The sequence below is a fragment of the Lysinibacillus sp. SGAir0095 genome (assembly GCF_005491425.1).
Classification (GTDB): Bacteria; Bacillota; Bacilli; order Bacillales_A; family Planococcaceae; genus Ureibacillus.
Map to the genome: position 1 here is coordinate 3,474,457 of NZ_CP028083.1, position 18,631 is coordinate 3,493,087.

19 protein-coding genes and 1 riboswitch are annotated in these 18,631 nt (G+C 36.3%); of the genes, 7 read left to right on the forward strand and 12 right to left on the reverse strand.

From position 1 onward, the window contains the following. Positions 1-13: 13 nt before the first annotated feature. A complete protein-coding gene (locus C1N55_RS17205; RefSeq protein WP_137729941.1) occupies positions 14-1,204 on the reverse strand; it encodes an MFS transporter in 1,191 nt (396 codons plus the stop codon). 502 nt (positions 1,205-1,706) lie between these two features. On the opposite strand from C1N55_RS17205, the gene C1N55_RS17210 reads away from it, so the two are divergent. Both C1N55_RS17210 and C1N55_RS17215 read left to right on the forward strand, forming a co-directional pair. Beyond that, entirely contained in the window at positions 1,707-1,904 is a 198-nt protein-coding gene (locus tag C1N55_RS17210) for an SE1561 family protein (RefSeq protein WP_137729942.1), read from the forward strand. 171 nt (positions 1,905-2,075) lie between these two features. Next, the gene (locus tag C1N55_RS17215) at positions 2,076-3,626 is read left to right on the forward strand and encodes a fumarate hydratase (RefSeq protein ID WP_137729943.1); all 1,551 of its coding nucleotides are present in this window, start codon (positions 2,076-2,078) and stop codon (positions 3,624-3,626) included. A 169-nt stretch (positions 3,627-3,795) separates the two neighbouring features. On the opposite strand, the gene C1N55_RS17220 is transcribed toward C1N55_RS17215, so the two are convergent. Next, positions 3,796-5,154, reverse strand: a complete 1,359-nt coding sequence (locus C1N55_RS17220; protein WP_137727085.1) for an IS1182 family transposase — start codon at positions 5,152-5,154, stop codon at positions 3,796-3,798. A 498-nt stretch (positions 5,155-5,652) separates the two neighbouring features. On the opposite strand from C1N55_RS17220, the gene C1N55_RS17225 reads away from it, so the two are divergent. Continuing rightward, positions 5,653-7,551 (forward strand): heavy metal translocating P-type ATPase, encoded by a 1,899-nt coding sequence (locus C1N55_RS17225; protein WP_137729944.1) that lies wholly within the window; start codon positions 5,653-5,655, stop codon positions 7,549-7,551. A 173-nt stretch (positions 7,552-7,724) separates the two neighbouring features. On the opposite strand, the gene C1N55_RS17230 is transcribed toward C1N55_RS17225, so the two are convergent. Next, positions 7,725-8,651, reverse strand: a complete 927-nt coding sequence (locus C1N55_RS17230) for a YihY/virulence factor BrkB family protein (protein ID WP_240758324.1) — start codon at positions 8,649-8,651, stop codon at positions 7,725-7,727. Positions 8,652-8,677: 26 nt separating this feature from the next. Continuing rightward, positions 8,678-9,007 (reverse strand): YtxH domain-containing protein, encoded by a 330-nt coding sequence (locus tag C1N55_RS17235; RefSeq protein WP_137729945.1) that lies wholly within the window; start codon positions 9,005-9,007, stop codon positions 8,678-8,680. A gap of 169 nt (positions 9,008-9,176) precedes the next feature. Between C1N55_RS17235 and C1N55_RS17240 the strand changes: the two genes are divergently transcribed. After that, positions 9,177-9,398, forward strand: coding sequence for a DUF1128 domain-containing protein (locus C1N55_RS17240; protein ID WP_137729946.1), 222 nt, complete (start codon positions 9,177-9,179; stop codon positions 9,396-9,398). A 97-nt stretch (positions 9,399-9,495) separates the two neighbouring features. Here C1N55_RS17240 and C1N55_RS17245 read toward each other — a convergent pair whose 3' ends face one another. From C1N55_RS17245 to motA, 4 genes are all read right to left on the reverse strand, one after another. Next, positions 9,496-10,410 (reverse strand): pseudouridine-5'-phosphate glycosidase, encoded by a 915-nt coding sequence (locus C1N55_RS17245; protein ID WP_137729947.1) that lies wholly within the window; start codon positions 10,408-10,410, stop codon positions 9,496-9,498. Position 10,411: 1 nt separating this feature from the next. Continuing rightward, complete coding sequence (locus C1N55_RS17250; protein ID WP_137729948.1) at positions 10,412-11,500, reverse strand: PfkB family carbohydrate kinase; 1,089 nt, start codon at positions 11,498-11,500, stop codon at positions 10,412-10,414. A gap of 355 nt (positions 11,501-11,855) precedes the next feature. Then, the gene (gene motB / locus C1N55_RS17255) at positions 11,856-12,617 is read right to left on the reverse strand and encodes a flagellar motor protein MotB (protein WP_137729949.1); all 762 of its coding nucleotides are present in this window, start codon (positions 12,615-12,617) and stop codon (positions 11,856-11,858) included. Next, positions 12,601-13,404: a flagellar motor stator protein MotA gene (motA, locus tag C1N55_RS17260; protein ID WP_137729950.1), complete on the reverse strand. Its 804-nt coding sequence runs from the start codon at positions 13,402-13,404 to the stop codon at positions 12,601-12,603. Before motA ends, motB begins: the two co-directional genes overlap by 17 nt. A 368-nt stretch (positions 13,405-13,772) precedes the next feature. Between motA and C1N55_RS20625 the strand changes: the two genes are divergently transcribed. After that, complete coding sequence (locus C1N55_RS20625) at positions 13,773-13,913, forward strand: hypothetical protein (RefSeq protein WP_168193756.1); 141 nt, start codon at positions 13,773-13,775, stop codon at positions 13,911-13,913. 91 nt (positions 13,914-14,004) lie between these two features. Further along, positions 14,005-14,604 carry a beta-class carbonic anhydrase gene (locus C1N55_RS17265; protein ID WP_240758325.1) on the forward strand — a complete coding sequence of 200 codons (600 nt, stop codon included), beginning with the start codon at positions 14,005-14,007 and terminating at the stop codon, positions 14,602-14,604. Between the two features lie 73 nt (positions 14,605-14,677). Here C1N55_RS17265 and C1N55_RS17270 read toward each other — a convergent pair whose 3' ends face one another. Both C1N55_RS17270 and C1N55_RS20830 read right to left on the reverse strand, forming a co-directional pair. After that, positions 14,678-15,229, reverse strand: coding sequence for a GNAT family N-acetyltransferase (locus C1N55_RS17270; RefSeq protein ID WP_137729951.1), 552 nt, complete (start codon positions 15,227-15,229; stop codon positions 14,678-14,680). A gap of 162 nt (positions 15,230-15,391) precedes the next feature. After that, positions 15,392-15,652, reverse strand: a complete 261-nt coding sequence (locus C1N55_RS20830; protein ID WP_240758326.1) for a polyphosphate kinase 2 family protein — start codon at positions 15,650-15,652, stop codon at positions 15,392-15,394. 261 nt (positions 15,653-15,913) lie between these two features. On the opposite strand from C1N55_RS20830, the gene C1N55_RS17280 reads away from it, so the two are divergent. Continuing rightward, complete coding sequence (locus tag C1N55_RS17280) at positions 15,914-16,645, forward strand: hypothetical protein (RefSeq protein ID WP_240758327.1); 732 nt, start codon at positions 15,914-15,916, stop codon at positions 16,643-16,645. Positions 16,646-16,667: 22 nt separating this feature from the next. Here the strand turns inward: C1N55_RS17280 and map are convergent, their stop codons facing one another. Both map and thiT read right to left on the reverse strand, forming a co-directional pair. Beyond that, on the reverse strand, positions 16,668-17,420 hold the full coding sequence (gene map / locus C1N55_RS17285; RefSeq protein WP_137729952.1) for a type I methionyl aminopeptidase: 753 nt from the start codon (positions 17,418-17,420) through the stop codon (positions 16,668-16,670). Between the two features lie 335 nt (positions 17,421-17,755). Next, positions 17,756-18,313 carry an energy-coupled thiamine transporter ThiT gene (gene thiT, locus C1N55_RS17290; RefSeq protein ID WP_137729953.1) on the reverse strand — a complete coding sequence of 186 codons (558 nt, stop codon included), beginning with the start codon at positions 18,311-18,313 and terminating at the stop codon, positions 17,756-17,758. A gap of 123 nt (positions 18,314-18,436) precedes the next feature. Next, positions 18,437-18,544: riboswitch (TPP riboswitch) on the reverse strand. Positions 18,545-18,631: the final 87 nt, after the last annotated feature.

Below are 18,631 nucleotides of genomic sequence, written 5' to 3' on the forward strand. Positions count from 1 at the left end.
AAAGCTTTTTTAGTTAATCTGCACTTGGTGCGGATTTGGGCATTGTTAGTTTCCCGAATAAGAGGATGATAAGGTATATCATAAATAGCATTATGGAGATAAACAGTAAAAAGCTGATAGAGTCTACTAGTTCTAAGTAAAGCCCACCTATGAATGGGCCTGCTAAGCTTCCTAGGCTAAAGAATATTCCACATAGCAGGTTACCTGTAGGCAGTAATTGTTTTGGTGTTAAATCTGCCATATAGGTAATGCCTAATGAGAACAATGAACCGAGGAACATACCTGACACTAAGAAAATACACATAACTAATATTTGAGAATGCTCCAGCTGGCTTCCTAGCGCAAATAATACAGCCCCACTGAAAATCCCGATTAGAATAACTTTTCTTCTACCAATTTTATCGCCAATTATTCCAATTGGTATTTGAGTTATAATTGCCCCTATCGAGAAGGCGGCTAGAATCATGGAAACCATCGAATTTTCAAAATTCATACGAAGAGCGTAAACTGGAAATAATGCATTTAACGATGTTTCTAATACACCATAAACAAAGGACGGCAAGAAAGCGACCCAGGCGTATTTGAAAGACAATTTATAGCGTGAAAGACCATTCGCTTCCACGTTATCCCCTTTTAAAGCTTCTGGCTTTTCATTACGAATAAAGAACACAAACGACCAAGCTATTAAACAAAGTATAGATGAAACAACAAACGGCAGTGTTTCTGAAATTCCTACTAAATTTAACATCAATGGTCCTGCTGCAAACCCTACGCCAAATGACAAACCGTAGATGGACATACTTTTCCCGAGATTCCCTTCCGGTGCAGATGTAGTTAACCAGGTTTGAGTAGAAAAGTGTAGACAGTGATCTCCTATTCCAATTAGCAAGCGTAAAATAAACCAAAACATAATATTTTCCCAAAACGGAAACATTAATAATGATAGAAAAACAATAGCTCCCCCAACAATAATAATTGGTTTATATCCGAACCTTCTTAAAGGCTGTTCAATAAATGGTGAAATTAATAATGTACCTATGTATAATCCCGTCGCATTTAATCCATTTAAAGTTGACGAAACTCCATCAGTTTCAAAAATAACTGATATAACCGGTAATAACATCCCTTGCGAAAATCCGGAAATCGACACAATGATGATCAAAGTCCAAAATCTTCTTCTTTCATAGTGATTTGCTGCTAACATAAATGTCCTCCAACCTTATACACTTCGATAATACCGTATTATGTTAACATATCATTATTAAAATAGCTTTAATATTTTGCTTAGAAAACTAAGGCTAATCGAAATGAATTGTAGCGATTAATCTTAGTTGCACTTATACAGATAAGAAAGTGTGTACTATCATATGCGCAAATTAAAAACCCTGGCATACAACAACAGTTGGACGCCAGGGTTTACAGTTCAATTTCCTCCATATTTAAATGCATAAACATCATTACGGCTTTCTTTGACAGCCGAAAACTTGTTTAAACTCCCTCCTTCTTTTTTGTAGAGTGAGTATCATTTTTTCGACCATCTCCCTTCGATTTGATAAATTTACTTTATCACGTACTTTAAATTTTGTAAATATTCAGAATTAAGATTTCTGTAAATAATACGTTTGTCCTAGCTAACGCATTTTCACATATTATTTGAACTCTATTTATAAATTCGCTATGATGGTTTTGACGAAAGAGGTGTAATTATGTCGAACTCTATTACAGATAAAAATAAACAAGTAAATTACCTAAAAGAGCGCCTTCAAATTTTTGTAGAAGTTTTAGACGCAATCGATCCAGAAACTGCTGATATTGAAGATATCGATAAACTGATTCAAATGCTTGACGATGTAGAAGATAAAATGGACCAATTTAATAACCGCAACGATTTTACAAAAGAGTAAAATGAAAAAAAGAGATGTCTCCATTCAATTTAATGATGGAGGCATTTCTTTTTTTCTACTCCTCCCACTAAAATTTCGATTATTATTGCTAAATTTCTATGACTCTTTTTTTCGTGAAATTAAAAAGGTATAATAAGTGTTGGAAATCAAAATATTCTGGGGGGAATATCCATGTCTCAAGTTGCAACTTCTTATTTACAAACTCTGGAGAAAAGTCTATATGACTTAGTAAGCGAAACTTCAACGAACTTGCCAAAAGATGTTCGTCGTGCTATCAAAAAAGCAAAAGATGCTGAAAATGCTGGTACTCGTGCAGCGATGAGTCTAGACACAATTGCTAATAATATCGTAATGGCAGAGGATAATGTTTCACCAATTTGCCAAGACACTGGTCTACCAACATTTAAAGTGAAAACTCCCGTTGGGGTTAACCAACTAGAAATTAAAGCTGCTATTAAAAATGCAGTTGTACAAGCAACACAAGATGCAAAATTACGTCCAAACTCTGTAGATTCATTAACTGGTAAAAACAGTGGAGATAACCTGGGTGACGGCCTTCCAGTTGTGAAGTTTGAGCAATGGGAAAAAGACTACATTGAAGTAAAATTAATTCTTAAAGGCGGCGGCTGTGAAAACAAGAATATTCAATACAGCTTACCTTGTGAATTAGAAGGTCTTGGCCGTGCTGGTCGTGACTTAGATGGTATCCGTAAATGTATTCTGCACTCTGTATGGCAATCACAAGGACAAGGCTGTTCTGCTGGTTTCATCGGTGTAGGTATTGGCGGAGACCGTTCTTCTGGTTATGATCTTGCGAAAGAACAATTATTCCGTCATGTTGACGACGTAAATCCAAATGAAGACTTAGCAAAACTTGAAGAATACATTGTTGAGAAAGCGAATACATTTGGAATTGGTACAATGGGCTTCGGCGGTGAAGCAACGTTACTTGGCTGTAAGATTGGCGTTATGCACCGTATTCCAGCTTCATTCTACGTTTCTGTAGCTTATAACTGCTGGGCTTACCGTCGTATGGCTATCGACATCGATGTAAATACAGGCGAAGTTACAAATTGGCATTATCAAGAAGGTGAAAAAATCACTTTCCGAGATGAACCAAAATCACAAGAACAATCAGAAAACAAAGTGGTTGAACTTACTGCTCCTATTTCAGAAGAACAAATTCGTGAGCTTAAAGTTGGTGACGTTGTTAAAATCAACGGTCGTATGTACACTGGTCGCGATGCAATTCACCATCACTTAATGAGCCACGATGCACCAGTAGATTTAAATGGTCAAGTGATTTACCACTGTGGTCCTGTTATGGCGAAAGACGAAGAAGGCAATTGGACAGTAAAAGCTGCTGGCCCAACAACTTCAATTCGTGAGGAGCCATACCAAGGCGATATTATGAAAAAGTTTGGTATCCGTGCCGTAATCGGTAAAGGTGGTATGGGACCAAAAACTCTTGCTGCGTTACAAGAACACGGTGGCGTATACTTAAATGCTATCGGTGGAGCTGCACAATACTATGCTGACTGCATTAAAAGTGTAGATGGCGTTGATTTACAAGAGTTTGGTATTCCTGAAGCTATGTGGCATTTAAATGTTGAAGGCTTCACAGCTGTTGTAACAATGGACTCGCACGGCAACTCTTTACACGCTGATGTTGAAAAATCATCCTTAGAAAAACTAGCTCAATTTGCTGAACGTGTTTTCTAACTAAAACCATACTTAAAACCTGTAAGAATCTATTATTCTTACAGGTTTCAGATTGTCGACAAAAGGCCTTCAGAATGGTCACATTCTGGAAGCCTTTTGTATTTTTTGAGATTCTTTTGGGTATTTTTTAGTCCGATTTTAGTCAAAAGTACTCTTCGAGTATTATAATTTAGACCATTTCTGGAGCTTGCCATGTCCAATTGGCAAGCTTCTTTAAATTCATGGCAGCAAAAGTAAGCATCGCCTGCATGGACAATTTTTTAATCCCTCGTAGGGTTGTCCAGCGCATACCATGCTTCTCTTTCGCATCCGCAAAGACACGTTCAATCGTCTCTTTACGTCTCGCATATATTTGTTTGGTCTCGTTTTGATGACGAAGATGATCCGCTTCCTCTACATATTCTGCCCAAATATGACGCTCAATGATTTTCCGGTGATCTTTACTATTCGTACATTGAGTAAGCAAAGGACAGGTTGCACATTGAGAAGGGTTTGATTTGTACTGGCGTTTACCTTCTTTAGTGGTAGTCGAATATTTAAGAACTTGCCCTTCCGGACAAAGGTAGCAATCATAGTACTCGTCATATACATAATCGTGTTTCCGTAAAAATCCATCCTTCGTTTTTGGACGTGTATAAGGGAGTGCAGGTTGAATCTCTTGGTCAAATAAGAATTTAGTAATCGCAGGAGTTTTATAAGCAGCATCGGCAGCAACAGCAAGTGGCTTCTTCACTTTATCCATAATCTTTTCAACAAGTGGCTGAAGCATATGACTATCATGAACATTCCCAGGTGTCACAATCGATCCAAGTATAAATCCATACCGATCAGCTGCAGCATGGAATGAATAAGCAAACTGTTTGGTTCTTTCATCTTTTACATAGTATCCACTTTCAGGATCTGTCGTACTTTGCTTAATTTCCTTCACTTCTTCTTTTTCAAATTTATCAGGTGGAAATGGCTTCTTCCCGTGATCGATACGATCTTGATTCAATTCTTCTTGAAGTTTGGCTTCATATGCACGAGTCTCTTTACGGACAATCTTCTTTTCGAATTTACGTTTATTCGCACTGGCTTTTACATGAGTTGAATCGATGAAGACATGGTCAGCACTTAGTAATCCCTTATCTGCAATTTCTTTAAGAATACGATAGAAAATCTGTTCAAAGATATCAGTATCTTGGAATCGACGTTCATAATTTTTACCGAAGGTAGAAAAGTGCGGGATTTCTGAATGAAAGCCAAACCCTAAAAACCAGCGATATGCCATATTGGTTTCAATTTCTTTTATTGTCTGACGCATTGAACGAATTCCAAATACATATTGCACAAATGTCATTTTAATTAATACAACTGGATCTACACTAGGTCTACCTAGGGTAGAATACAGTGGTTCTACCAGTGGATAGATGAAAGAAAAATCAATAGCTGACTCAAGCTTTCTGACAAGATGATTCTGTGGTACAAGTTGTTCAATTGTAATCATCTCAATTTGATCCCGTTCATTTATTTGATTTTTCGACATCATATCCAATCACCTCAACCTATATTTAGAAACTAGTTGATTGTAGTGTAGGCGGTGACTCCTGCGGGACAAGCGTGACGGCCGATACCCCGCAGGAGCACAGCGACGAGGAGGATTGGGCCACGCCCGCGGAAAGCTTCCGCCGAAACGGAAATCAACTAACTCTATTTTCAAAAGCAATTATCTAATCTATATTTTATAAGAAAAAAGACTGTAGGCAAACTCGAAAATTCGAGTTTGTCTACAGTCTGAAACCTGTAAGAATCTATTATTCTTACAGGTTTTTTATTTTCCCATGGGAACTTGTGCCCTCCTTAAGTAACACTTTATTCACCTTTTACATAAAAACCGTTTTATTGGATTTACAATCCGCATCCTCTATATTATAATCATTATAAATTAATAATTATTATTTAAATTTTATAATTTAATTGAAAATCATTATCATATATACAAAATCATTACTATGATAGTGATATTCATTATCAAAAGGAGGTTAACATGAGACATACTAATCGAGAAAATGAACATTTAATTGAGAATATAAAGGAACATGGTGAGCTGATTGCAGCAATTGGTTCGGGTCTTATTATTTTACTAGCTTGGCGAATGGAATCTACCGGCTTGTCTACAGCTTCCGTTATTGCATATCTTACTGCCTTTGTTATTGGTGGTTACGCAAAAGCAAAAGAAGGAGTTCTAGACACCATTCAAAATAAAAATTTAAATGTAGAATTACTGATGATCTTAGCGGCTATCGGTTCAGCTATTATCGGTTACTGGACAGAGGGTGCTATCCTTATCTTTATCTTTGCATTAAGTGGTGCTCTCGAAACTTATGCCATGAATAAAAGTCATCGTGAAATTTCTTCCTTGATGAATTTGCAGCCTGAGGAAGCCTGGTTAGTTCGTGGTGGTTTTGAACCTATAAAAGTAGCTGTTTCTTCATTAAGGGTAGGCGATCATTTATTAATCAAACCTGGTGAAAGGATACCTGCAGATGGTCAAATCTTTAAAGGCACTTCCTCAATCGATGAATCAGCAATTAGCGGTGAATCTATGCCTGTTACGAAACAGGCATCCGATGAGGTTTATGCTGGAACTGTTAACTTAAATGGGACTCTAACAATCAAAATGACCAAACCTAATTCAGAATCTCTTTTCCAAAAAATTATTACCCTTGTACAGTCAGCACAAAGCGAAAAATCACCTTCTCAACAATTCATCGAACGTTTTGAGGGGACTTACGTAAAATTTGTTCTATTCATGGTATTTCTAATGCTATTCCTTCCCCACTTTTTACTTGGATGGGACTGGACAACAACCTTTTACAGAGCAATGGTTTTATTGGTAGTGGCTTCACCTTGTGCATTAGTCGCTTCCATTATGCCTGCCACTTTAGCAGCTATTTCAAATGGTGCTAAAAATGGCATTCTCTTTAAAGGTGGCGTGCATTTAGAACATTTAAGTATTCTAAAACTATTAGCCTTGGATAAAACAGGTACATTAACTGTCGGAACACCTGTCGTGACGGATGTGATTGTTAGAGATTCTTTAAACAAGAGAGAAACAATTGTCACTTTAGCGTCGATCGAATCCCAATCAAATCATCCACTGGCACAAGCAATAGCAAGATATGCAAAAGAAAATAATATCCAGCCTACTCAAGGAATTGAAATTGAAGATGTGCCTGGCTGGGGATTGAAAGCCAACATTCAAACCTCAACATACCTAGTTGGAAAAGCAGATTTTGTGGGAAAAGACGAAGCTGTGCAATTTGCAAATCATGCAGCTGAAAAGCTTGCTGAAGAAGGTAAAACGGTTATTTTTCTGAAGGATCAAGAAGGCATTGCAGCACTAGTCGCCTTAAAAGACAGAGTACGCGATGAAGCAAAACAAGCAGTTAAGCTTTTAAAAGAGCTAGGCATTCATGTCACTATGCTTACCGGTGATAATGATAAAACAGCCAAATCCATCGCAACTGAAGCCTGTGTAAATGAGTACATTGCCGAATGTTTGCCTGAAACGAAAGTAAATCTTGTGAAAGACTATTTAGCAAAATACAAAAATGTCGGAATGGTAGGAGATGGCATTAATGATGCCCCTGCTCTTGCAACAGCTACTGTTGGAATTGCTATGGGTGGAGGAACAGATGTCGCATTAGAGACAGCTGATGTAGTATTAATGAAAAATGATTTATCGAAAATTGCCTATGCGGTATCTTTATCCAAAAAAATGCAAAGAATCGTAAAGCAAAATATTATCTTTTCCATTACAGTTATTGCCCTATTAATCATTTCAAACTTTTTACAGTTTGTTGATTTACCTTTCGGAGTTATTGGCCATGAAGGTAGTACAATCTTAGTGATTTTAAATGGATTAAGGATGTTAAAATCATAAAGAAAAAGGAGGTGTCTCACCGATCATGAGACACCTCCTTATTTGCCAGAAGCTTTTACAAGAGTCGAAAAAAGGGCTTTCGCTTGAAAATCAAAAGCTTTTTCAAGTGAAGTATTAGGGTTCAATCGCTAGAAACGTAATATGTAAACAAAGTACTCCATAGTTGAGCACCTTTATTCCTTATACCCTTTTTTTACTAAACTTCTTTTATGCATGGTTGCATTTAGCAGTCCGCCAAATATTAAAATCATACCGGTAAAATACAGCCAAAGCATTAAGATGATTACCCCTGCGATACTTCCATAGGTTGATGCGTAGTTGCCGAAATTATTAACATAGATAGAAAATCCGTAAATTAGTGCAACCCATGCGATTGTCGAAAAAGTTGCACCTGGTAAAGTGCTTAAAACACGCAGCCTCGGATCGGTATTTGGAATAATCCAGTACATTAAGCTTAAAACGACGAAGATTAATGCCGGTGGGAGAATCCATCTTATCATTTCCCAAAAGCTTGCGAAAGTCTCTTCTACCCCTAAATAATTAAACAAATTATAGGCAAACTGATGGCCGAATATTGAGATGAACAAAACAATCAAAATTACAGCAACAAGTGCAATGGTAAATACCAATGACATCCCTCGATTAATCAAACCGGATTTTGGCTCTGTTTCATATGCTCCATTTAGGGTTTTGATTAATGCATTTACGCCTCTTGAAGCAGACCAGACGGTACCCAAGATCCCGATTGATAGTAACCCACCACCATTTTGAGTTGTTAATATTTCCGTCAAGGTTCCTTGTGTTAATAAAAAGACTTCTGTCGGAACTATCGTTTGAATGAAGTCAAATACATCATCCTGATCTAAATTTAGATATGGCAATAATGTCACGATAAATATTAATAAAGGAAAGAATGACAATAAGAAGAAGTAAGCTAATTGCGCTCCCATACCTGATATATCAACGTCTTTCATCCGTACAATTAAATCCTGGAAAAAGCCTTTTGTGGTTGTTACATCAATTTTGGACTCATCTGGGTCTACAAAGGATTTAGCTATGGATAATACATTATCATTATGCGTTTTTTTCTCTGCACTCACAACTTGCCCACTCCCCCTCGCTCCACTTAGTTCAAATTTTCAGGTAGAATAATTTCACTCTTTGTTTCTTTATAATTTTTTTGAACAGTTGCAGGAATTTCTTTTGTTTCTTCAATTTTGCTTACGATCGCATTAATATTTTCTGAGGTATTCACATATATTTTTTGTGCTGCCTCTACTTTTTGTTCAATCATTTGTTGTAGCTCATCTCGATTTTTCGCATAATAAACAACTTGATCCTTCGCTTTTTTTGTTGCTTCTATAGTATGTTCTCTCGTCTTACGGTCAAACATACTAACAATCGCACCGACAATGGCACCTGCTACAATTGATTTCACTAATTTACTTTCACTCATATTTTTACCTCCTACACAAAATTAAAACTCGAATTTTATGGTAATATTTTCTTTACATTACCCATTGTAATAAAAATATAATCCTTTTTAAAGTTAGCACCAATTGTTATTGACAAAGAAGGGCATGGAATGGAATGATAATATGGACACTTTGAAAGGTGGGGATAAAATGGATTTAACAAAACCATCAAAAGAAAATGTTTTTTATATGATCGAACAAATTAAAGAAAAACTACGTATGGTAAATGTTGACGCTATGAAATCAGATCATTTCACAGATGAACATTATGAAGATATATTGTATCTTTACGAAATGGTGATGAAACGCAACACATTCAGTCCGAGTGAAATGCAAGCGATTGTTTCGGAACTTGGCACATTAAGAAAATAAAAAAGTTTCCGACGCTAGAGTTCTTTCTAGCGAGGAAACTTTTTTTTTGAGTAAAATTTTAACAGTTTAAATTCTTTTTCAAAGCTGTAATGGTATTTTACTTATTTTGATTTAGTGAAACAGCGATTGCTGCTCCGACTCTTGCGTTATTTTTCACAAGCGCAATATTTGCTTCTAGAGATTTACCTTCAGTTAATTCTTTCACTTTGCCAAGTAGGAATGGTGTTACTTCTTTCCCTTTAATTCCATTTTCTTCAGCTTCAACTAGAGCTTTTTCGATAATTCCGTTTATGAAGCTGGCTTCTAATGCTTCTTCAACTGGAATTGGGTTAGCAATAACAGCTCCACCCTGTAAACCTAAATCCCATTTAGCTCTCATCATATCTGCCACTTCCTGAGCTGTATCTAAACGGAAGTTTACAGAGAACTCGCTATCTCTTGTATAGAATGCTGGTAACACATCTGTTTCATAACCTACAACTGGAACACCTTTTGTTTCAAGATATTCAAGTGTTAAACCAATGTCTAGAATCGATTTTGCACCAGCACAAACAACCGCTACATTTGTTTGAGAAAGTTCTTCTAAGTCTGCAGAAATATCCATTGTGTTTTCCGCTCCTCTATGAACCCCACCAATACCGCCTGTAACAAAAAGTTCAATTCCAGCTAATTCAGCTGCAATCATTGTCGCTGCTACAGTTGTAGCGCCAAGTTTCTTCGTTGCTAATAGATAGCCTAGGTCACGGCGAGAAGTTTTCGCTACATTGTCCGCATTACCGAACATTTCCAGCTCCTCATCTGTTAAGCCGATTTTAATTTTTCCATCTATGATGGCAATTGTTGCTGGCACAGCACCATTATCTCGAATAATTTGTTCTACTTCTCTTGCTGTTCGGACATTTTGTGGGTAAGGCATCCCGTGTGAGATAATTGTAGATTCTAAAGCTACAATCGGTAACCCTTTTTCCTTTGCTTCTAGTACTTCTTGTGAATAAGATAAATATTTTTCCATGTTAGTTATTCCTCCAATTAGTTAATTCATCCGTTGCAATATTTTGTCTTACCGTTTTATCAGACTGTAAGGTTTTCGTTGCATTGTCTTGACCAAATTTAACTGCACTCATAAATGGTTCATCGTTTAGCATGCCGTGAATAAATCCACCAACAAATGCGTCTCCTGCACCGGTTACATCGATAATCTCGTTTAGCTTTTCTGCCTTCAAATAAAAGATGCCTTCCACACTTCCGACCATTGCCCCTTGATCACCCAAAGTTAAGATGACATTACTTGCACCTTTTTCCATCAGCATTTTAACTGCCCTTGAATAATCTTGGTCGTTTAATATTCGGATATTGAGGTAAGCTTCGGCTTCATCACGATTACATATAAAATAAGTAACCCCCATTAGATTATCAGGCATGTTTTTAATTTTTGGTGCTGATACTGGAATAATGGCAAACGGGATATTTCGTTTAGTCGCAAGATTTTGTAAATACACTACCGTTTCTTTTGGACAGTTTAGATCGACAATAATGCACTTTGCATTACTTAAAAGTGCCTCGTGTTTCGTTAAGAATTTTGGCAACAAAGAATCATAAATTGACATATCGGCCATAGCCAGAATCAATTCACCTTTAGAATCCAATACTGCACTATATGAACCCGTCTTTAAATCCGGCAACATTTCGACATAGTCAAGGTTCATAAATGCCTGACTTTCTTTTTCGATAAACTTCGCTCCTTGATCCTGACCCATCAATGTAATTAACTTAACCTCATTCCCAAAACGACCTAAATTCTCAGCTATATTTCTTGCGACACCGCCTACACTTTCGGTAACAGTCGAGGGATTGGACGTACTATATTGAACGTGTCCAGCAATGTGAAACTTCCGGTCAACATTCGCCCCACCTATTGTGAAAATTGAATTTCTTTCTGGCAGCACATAAGCTCGTCCTACAATCTCACCTTTTTTAATAAGGCCCGAAATAATATTGGCTAGAGTAGGACGAGACATATTCAACGCTTCAGCCATTTCTTGTTGTGATAAAAAAGGGTTGTTCTTGATAGTTTGAAGAACGAGCTGCTCTTTTTCATTCACTCGGTATTCCACCTCAATCTATAAACATTTGTTTTAAATTATAAACTTTTGTTTGTAATTAGTCAAAGGATAATTAAATTTTTTAATTCTTAGATATTTTTGGAGAGATGGAAACAATTTATCCAAGAAAACTAGGTACTTGGAGAAATTTTGATGAAAGGCTAAAGGTTTCCCCTTTAGAATCACGCTTGTGGACAAGATTTGGTGAAATGAGCAATAGTTGTCCATGTGCATGAGTTTTATCGCATAGCTAGTTAGGCTTGCCGAAATTTTATAATCTTATTAGTTTCTAGTTACTTTTCAACAAAAAAAACTCGAAAGCATAGATACTTCCGAGTCCTGGTGTGGGTAAGTTTTATTCATTTACTTTACTGCCATCTTCTTGTACCAATTGTTGAATAAGTACTTCTACACGGCGGTTTTGAGTTCGTCCAGCTGCCGTGTCGTTTGATGCTATCGGGTTAAATTCGCCGTAACCTTTTGCACTGAAAAATTTAGGATCCAACTCAGGATTACTGTCAATAATCATTTTCATTAAGTTTACTGCACGCATAACAGATAGTTCCCAGTTTGAGCTAAACTCTTCTGTATTTTGAGGAATATTGTCTGTATGTCCAGTAACCACAATATGTCTTGCTGGGTCTAATTTCAAAATTTTTGATAATTCATCGGCAATTTCAACATAATCTTGCTTTACATCTGCTTGCCCCGGATCAAACAAAATACTATCTCGGATTGTTATTAATAACCCCTCATCGGTCATTTTTGTGGCAAATGTACTTTCTAATTCATTAACCGCGATAAAATTATCAAGTCGATCTTGAATTTCCTTTAGTTCCTGCTGATCTTGAAGATAGGCGGCTTCCTCTGCGGAAATTCCATCTGTTACGGCATCAGGCTTTTCCACCACCGAAGTATGATCCATAAAGCCTGTACCACCGTCAAGAATCTCATTAAACACAGCTGACATTTTATCAAGTTTTTCTTGATCTATTGAACTTGAAGCAAATAAAACAATAAACAGGGCTAACAATAGGGTCATTAAATCCGAATAGGGTAATAGCCATGATTCATCTACATGCTCATCATGTTTTTTCTTTTTAGACTTCTTTGCCATTACCACCCGCCCCACTTTCGTCTGTGATTTTACGGCGTTCCTCCGTTGGTAAATAAGATGCTAGCTTTTGTTCAATGACACGAGGTGCTTCCCCTTCCAATACAGATAAGATGCCTTCGATCATTAAACTTTTTTGTTTCACTTCAACTGCAGATTTACGCTTTAGTTTATTCGCAAACGGGTTCCAAAGTACATAACCAGTGAAAATACCGAGTAAGGTTGCAACGAATGCACCTGTTATGGCATGTCCTAATTTATCGATATCACTCATATCCCCTAATGCGGCCATTAAACCAACAACGGCACCAAGTACCCCTAAGGTTGGCGCATATGTACCTGCTTGCGAGAAAATTAGTGCACCACTCGCATGTCTCTCTTCAAGTGCTTCTACTTCTTCTGTCAGCACATCGCGAATATAATCAGCATTTTGACCATCGATTGCCAATGTTAACCCATTCTTTAAGAATGGATCTTCCACTTCACTTGCTTTACTTTCAAGTGCTAACAACCCTTCTCGGCGAGCTAAATCTGCCCACTGGGAAAACATTTTTATAATCTCAACTTCACTTGTACCCTTTTGTTCAGTGAAAAGAATTTTAAATAACTTAGGGACTCTTTTTAACTCACTCATCGGAAACGCCACAGCAATTGTAGCGACTGTTCCGACAATTATTATTAGAAAGGCCGCAGGGTTAATTAAAATACTTAAGCTTGCACCTTTTACAACCATCCCGACAAATACAGCAATTATTCCGAGTACGATTCCGACTAACGTTGATATATCCATATATGTTCCTCCAAATCTTCTACTATTCTTTTTTTCGACAAATAATTTATTTTTTTTACAGTCATATGACAGATTGATTGAAACAAGTTAAATATATTTCAAAATTTCTACAAACTTTTAAATTCCTTTAACTAAATAGATATTTTTTTCTATAAATGGTATTAACATTTAGTTTTTCGCGGGACATAAATTTTTTTCATACTGCTAGCTTTACTGCTTTTACTCATAAATTTTATGAAAAGGCTAACGCTTCTCAGTCCTTCATGAAATTGGCAAGATATTTTTTCGTTCCATCTTACAATTCATAAAAGATATATAGTATAATAGGTTCCAAGACAATTGTTAGTTTAGAAAGGAGTCTTTCAACAATGGGTATGTTTATTTCAACTGTAGCTGGCTTTTTCGTTGTGTTAATGATTGCAATGGCAATGTTCATTCACTATTTACGTGTTGGATTAGATTCTAAATCTTCAGTACGAATCGATCCAAAACCAACAGAAAAATTCTAAAATATTAAGTCAACAAAATTCTCTAACGAGTTTTGTTGACTTTTTTCGTATATAATGAATTTGTATAAATATATGAATAGGAGTTGAGTGAATGATGGGAACTTCTTTAAATGAAATCCTAAGCTTTAATGAGTCCTTTGTTAAATTCAAACAGTACGAGCCTTACATTACATCCAAATATCCTGACAAAAAATCGGTGATCTTAACTTGTATGGATACTCGTCTAGTCGAATTACTGCCTAAAGCAATGAATTTGAAAAATGGTGATGTCAAAATAGTAAAAAGTGCAGGAGCTCAAGTCAGTCATCCTTTCGGAGCTGTTATGCGAAGCATATTAGTAGCTGTGTATGAATTAAAAGCCGACGAGGTTTATGTAATCGGACATCATGATTGTGGCATGAGTGCCATAGATCCAGAAGTAATGATTCAGCATATGGTTGAACGTGGAATCAATGAAGATATTTTTAATACGGTTAAATATTCTGGAATCGACATTGTTGACTGGCTTCGAGGGTTTGGGGATGTTTCGACAAGTGTTTTAAAAAGTGTTGATATGATTCGTAATCATCCTTTGATGCCAAAAATGACACCGGTTCACGGACTTGTCATCGATCCGAATACTGGTAAATTAGATTTACTTGCTGATGGGAATACCAATTTAAAGGAAAGTGAAACAGAAACACTCCTTTAAGAAATAAAGAGGGCTACCTACCTAAATACAATTGCACTAAAACAAATTGTATGATAAGCAGGATAGCCCCATTTTATTTTCTAAGATCATCTTGAAGTAAAGAATATAAATAATGATCTTCCCAGCTCCCATTAATATACAAAAGCTCTCTTAATAAACCTTCCCGAACAAATTGGGCATTTTCCAGTACTTTAATGGAACCTTCATTCTTGGGTGATACATAAGCCTCAATCCGATGCAGCTTCACATTATGAAATGCAAATTTAATAACTTCTTTTATCGCTTCAGTTGCAATCCCTTTACGTGTATACCTTTCATCAATTGAGTAGCCGATAAATGCACTATTGTATGGAAGCCTCTTAATGGCATACAAGGATATATGTCCAATTAATGCATTGCTGCCTTTGGGATAAATCCCAAATGAGAATTCCCGATTTGCACGAAGTAAATGAATACTTTCTAATATTTTCTTAAATTGCGCCTCTTCAGTGTAAAATTCTTCTTCATGAAGCGGCTCATGTATGGACCAGAAAAATTTATTCCTTCTCATGAGTTCAGCTAAACTTCTAGCATCGGACTCTACAAAGGTGCGTAATAATAAGCGATCCCCCTCAATCTTTACCAACTTATCACCCTTTTTATGTAATAAATTCAAAAACTTTTTCACCATCACAAAAGTACCCTAAAGCCTTTCTTGAAGTATCTTACGACTAGCCATGTTTCCATTATTTTGCACATTATCTATTTCTTTAATTCAAGCTTCTTTTATTAATTCCTTCTTTCAAAATTAAAAATTAGTAATCGTTAATCCTTTTTGTCCTGCCGCCTGCTTTAAATGAGTAATTGTTTCTCTTAATACTTTTATGCGAGCATAATGCTTATTATTTCCTGAAATCAAAACCCAAGGTGCGTTAAAGGAATCCGTTTTCTCAAACATTTCATTAGCACATTCCACATACTCATCAAACTTTTCACGATTACGCCAGTCTTCAGCGGTCAATTTCCATGCCTTCATCGGATTAGTTTGACGCTCATTAAAACGGGCCAATTGTTCTTCTCCATCCATTCAAATACAATTATTAGACTAAATTTATTTTTAAGAGAAATTGTTGAATATTAAGCATTTCATATTGGAGCTTTTCTAGTTCTTTTTTGTATTCTTATTTATCGATTGTTATATTTAAGTCTAGAGCTTCAATTCTTTGCATCACGTTCACTCCTAAATATCTTTATTATTATTGTATGTTAATGGAAAATGTTGTTCAAAGCTTTGTTAATGTATATAATTTTATAGAAAGGAGAGGAATGAATGAGTCGACTAATCTTATTATTTACTTCGGTCATTGTAGCCACACTCTTTACACTAAATGCATTTTGGCTACAATTAAATGGGCATTCAACAATAGATATCATAAATCGATTGCCATTATTATTTGCACCAGCAAATTATGTTTACTACATATGGATTATTATTTTCATATCTCTTTTCCTTTGGATTTATCACTATATCAAGTACCGACGGACTGACCTCTTTATTACGAATTTTCAAACGATATTGTTCATAGTCGTAGTGATTCTTCAAATTGCCACACTTTGGAGCTGGCATAGCGATTATTTCGTTTTATCAACTGTACTTTTATTCATACAAGTTGTAACGTTATTCGTACTTTATTATTCTTATCCGTTGAAAAAAGAGATGCTTACAATACGAATACCCGTTTCGATTTACTTTAGTTGGTCAACCTTCTTACTGATTTTAAATTGCTGTTACCTTTTAGTAGAATATCAATGGTCAGGTTTTGGAATAAGTAATGCTCTTTGGGCCGTGATTCTAATGACCTTTGGAACAGCCATTGCACTACATCTGAGATTTCATCATTTTGATATTGCCTATCCAGCCGTGTTTATATGGTGTTATATCGGAATTGCAGTTCAAAACGGTTTTGACGAACTTTTAGTTACGACAGCAGCTCTATTCTTAGCAGGCGTTATGATTGTGGGCCTGTTCCTAATAAAAAAGAATCCTGTACACTTGAAATAACCTCAAGTGCCAGGATTCTTTTTTAGTCCTCAATTTGTGTAAGAATAATCGGTTTATCTTTTGTAACAACAATCGTATGTTCAATCTGGGCAACAAGGGATTTATCTGGTGTGATAAATGTCCAACCATCTCCCGCTTCCACAATATGCTCCGCTTTTTCGGAAATAAATGGTTCTACCGCTAACACCATTCCTTCTTTCAGGATGGTAGTATCCCAAGCATCAAAATAGTTTAATACATGTTCTGGCTTTTCATGTAAAGCACGCCCTACACCATGACCAGTTAAATTCATAATCACTGTTAACCCATTATCTCTAGCTTCACGTTCTACTGCTTTACCAATTTGATTTAGTTTTGATCCCGCTTTAACTTTTGTCATTGCTCGTTCAAATGCAGATTTTGCTACTTTACAAAGCTTTTCTTTTTCAGGGTGACCATCTCCCACAACAAAAGAAATTCCTGTATCTGCAAAATAGCCATCGAATGAACCAGATACATCAATATTTACCATGTCACCTTCATTTATAACTCTAGAACCGGGAATACCATGTGCTACCTCGTGGTTGACACTAATACAAGTAAAGCCAGGGAAATCATACTCCCCTTTAGGACCTGAAATTGCTCCTGCTTCTTCAAACATACGGCCGCCAATTTCGTCTAATTCCTTTGTTGTAATACCTGGTTTTGTTGCTGCTTTCATGGCATCACGAATTTCAGCACAAATTCGTCCAATCTTTTTTAACGCTGCTAACTCTTCACTTGTTTGTACAATCATCTTAAATGTTCCTTCTTCCTATTTACATATCTCTATATAATATACCACAATCATAACAAATTATTGGGCATGTAATCTTGAAGAAGGGCTTTTGAATTCAAATATTATAATACGTTCTTTAGCCAACATATAATTCACAAATATAAATTTTGATTTAGTGTTCCTTAGGTGAGTAGCCTGAGTACACACGAAGCTCGAGCCAATTTGGGATAGCAATGTGTTTCATCCACCTTATGAATCGCATCTCACTTCCATCTCTCCCTAACAATACGTTTCCTCGACGGTTTAATAAATTGAAAAAGACGACCTTAATTACTTCTGGTCGTCTTTGTCATTTATTTTGTTTGTAAAAGTCTTGGGGCTGCAGTGAAAATTAATGAACCTACGATGGCTGTTAGGATGATTGCTGGAATCATATAAGAACCATTATAAATTATTGTATATAGCCAAACATTTTGATCGCCTGCGTATTCACTAAAGAAAACAGCACCGGCAATTGCATGTGCTGCGTAGCGCAATAGTCCGCCAACTACTATCCCCAATACAATATAAAGGGTAATGTTTTTCTTATTAACTTCATGAGCTGCTCGAAGAATTTGTTTTCGGAATATGCCTGCAAGACCTACAACTGAGAATGCTACTCCATAATCAAGTAACGCTTGAACCCAATGTAAGATGTAAGCTCCAAAACTCATTTGTAAAACACCAATTAGTAAGCCTGTGGTAATACCTGCTAAGATTCCCCAACGCACCGCCATGATGAGGATAGGTAACATTACAAAGCTAATGGAGCCACCTTGAGCCCAGAATTTAAATGAAATTTGGTCCAGTACCAGACCAATACCCGCAAAAATCGCAATCTCAACGAGCATTAATAGTTTTTTATTGTTCATAACAAATCTCCTCTCTTTAATTCAATTGGAACCTAAGAGAAGGATAGAAATCCTAATAATATAAAGTCTAGATTTCTCCAAAAATAAAAATGGCGCCAGGACAGAGCCTAAACGCCAATTGGAGTCGGTTTCTATCCACATCCCTACGCAAGTACTAGCTTACAGGTTCAAAGAGTTAATGCAACAAGTGCATAATCTCAGCTGACTTCATCAGCTCCCCTTGTGGTAAATACATTTTGTTTAATTGTTAGAACATTACTAATTGTATCAAACTATATGTTTTTTTCAACTAGAATATGAATACGAATCCTTTATATT